The following is a 1,890-nucleotide window of genomic DNA, read 5'->3' on the forward strand; positions in this document are numbered from 1 at the left end:
CTCGAGAGTGCCGAGTTCTTGCTCGCCATTTTCACGGTCTCGGCTCGACGCTCGAGAGCGTTAGTCCACTTCTCGGCGATCCACTGCCGTTTGCCTAAGCGCCGCAGCACTTCTTGTATTTTCGCCCCGAACCGCAGGGACAGGGGCTGTTGCGCTCCACCTTGGTGGACTGCATGGGTAACGGTGGATTGAGCGCATTCTCAAGGTCAGAAATGTCCTCTTGAGCTTCGAAGCCAATGATGTAATGCCACCCGTTCTGCTTGCATACTTGCGCCACATAGTGAGCACGATCTTCTGACGTCACTCGGACAATGATCGGTCGTTGCTCTGAGCCAATCTTTGGCATGTTCGATCCTATGATTGTGGTTAAGGGGGCGAAGTTTTTCAACTTCCATTCTTTGGCTATTAATTTAGTAGTACTATACGAATCAGTCAATAAAAAGCTCGATAACTAACGATGACGCTTTGGACGGCTTGGTGGGATGCGATCTGGTTGCTGCGGCCTGCGTTCTCCCGCCTGCGCAGCTTCATGTGGTTCACAACTGCCGTGGCAGGGTTGACGGTGCGCACCGAGTTGCTGGGCGTGACCAGCATCGTGCGTGCGCTCAAACTGCGCCCGGCCCTGTACAACAAACTGCGAGACAGCCTGCATAGCGACGCCGTGCAGCTCGATCGGCTTTCGTCGCTGTGGACTCAGGCGGTGCTGCGCCTGTTCCCTGACCCGCTACGCGTCAATGGTCGGCGCGTTCTGGTCGGAGATGGCATCAAGGTGGCCAAGTCCGGCAAGAAGATGCCCGGCGTCAAGCTGCTGCATCAACAGTCCGACTCCAACACCAAGCCCGAGTACATCATGGGGCACTCCATGCAGGCCGTCAGCATGCTCGTGCGGGCCGCCAACAGCGTCTTCGCCGTACCGCTGGCTGTGCGCATTCACGAAGGCCTGGTGTGGACCAATCGCGATCGACGTACCTTGCTCGACAAGATGATCTCGCTACTGGGTATCGCCTCAGTGCAGGAGCCGTTCTACTTCGTGGCTGATGCCTTCTACGCCGCGGGCAAGATCATCAAAGGCCTTCGCGAGAACGGAAATCACCTTGTAACGCGCGTGAAAACCAACGCGGTTGCCTGTGCCCCGTTCGTGCACGAAGGCGCGCGCAAACGCGGGCGTCCCAGGCGCTATGGCGAGAAGGTCAAACTCAGATCGCTACTGGATGATCCCCAGGCCATGCAATGCGCCCCCAGCCCGGTTTATGGCGAGCACAATGTCACCATCCACTATCGGGTCTGCGATCTGCTGTGGCCCGCGTGCGGCCAACTGGTTCGCTTCGTCGCCGTGATTCACCCCGTCAGGGGTTCATGCCTGCTGATGTGCACCGACCTCAATCTCGACGCCATCGAGATCATTCGCCTGTATGGATTGCGCTTCAAGATCGAGTACAGTTTCAAACAGGCGGTGCACCGGATCGGCACATTCGCGTACCACTTCTGGATGCAGGACATGAAGCCGCTTGCCCGCCGTAGCGGCGATCAATACATGCATCGCGAGTCGCTCGATTACCGCAACGCCGTCAAGCGAAAGATCCACGCCTATCACGTTTTCATGCAAGCCGGCATCGTCTGCCAGGGACTGCTCCAGTATCTGGCCGCCGTGTTTCCGTCGCTCGTCTGGAACTCGTTTGGATCCTGGTTACGCACCATCCGCCCCGGCATCCCGCCATCGGAGCTCGTCGTCGCCAACGCACTGCGCCAGTGCCTGCCGGAATTTCTCGTGAATAGCACCGGAACCCATTTCTTCGCAAAATTCATCACAGAAAGGCAGGACCCCGAGACATTCGAGATGTTCCGACTGGGAACCTAGCCGAAAATGGGCTCGAATTCGGCACTCACGAG

The 1,890-nt window shown here is 57.8% G+C and carries 2 protein-coding genes; one reads left to right on the forward strand and one right to left on the reverse strand.

All coding sequences use genetic code 11. The annotated features are described in order from the left end of the window. Positions 1 to 94: 94 nt before the first annotated feature. Positions 95 to 346: a PBPRA1643 family SWIM/SEC-C metal-binding motif protein gene (locus L5014_RS38465; RefSeq protein ID WP_238469082.1), complete on the reverse strand. Its 252-nt coding sequence runs from the start codon at positions 344 to 346 to the stop codon at positions 95 to 97. Positions 347 to 457: 111 nt separating this feature from the next. Between L5014_RS38465 and L5014_RS38470 the strand changes: the two genes are divergently transcribed. Then, on the forward strand, positions 458 to 1,858 hold the full coding sequence (locus tag L5014_RS38470; RefSeq protein ID WP_238469083.1) for a transposase: 1,401 nt from the start codon (positions 458 to 460) through the stop codon (positions 1,856 to 1,858). Positions 1,859 to 1,890 lie beyond the last annotated feature (32 nt).

The sequence above is a fragment of the Paraburkholderia tagetis genome (genome assembly GCF_022213065.1).
In the GTDB taxonomy this organism is placed as follows: Bacteria; Pseudomonadota; Gammaproteobacteria; order Burkholderiales; family Burkholderiaceae; genus Paraburkholderia; species Paraburkholderia tagetis.

Excerpts from the sequence above, each read along its gene's own strand:
- L5014_RS38470 (WP_238469083.1), top strand. The coding sequence starts at position 458 with ATGACGCTTTGGACGGCTTGGTGGGATGCGATCTGGTTGCTGCGGCCT.
- L5014_RS38465 (WP_238469082.1), bottom strand. The coding sequence starts at position 346 with ATGCCAAAGATTGGCTCAGAGCAACGACCGATCATTGTCCGAGTGACG.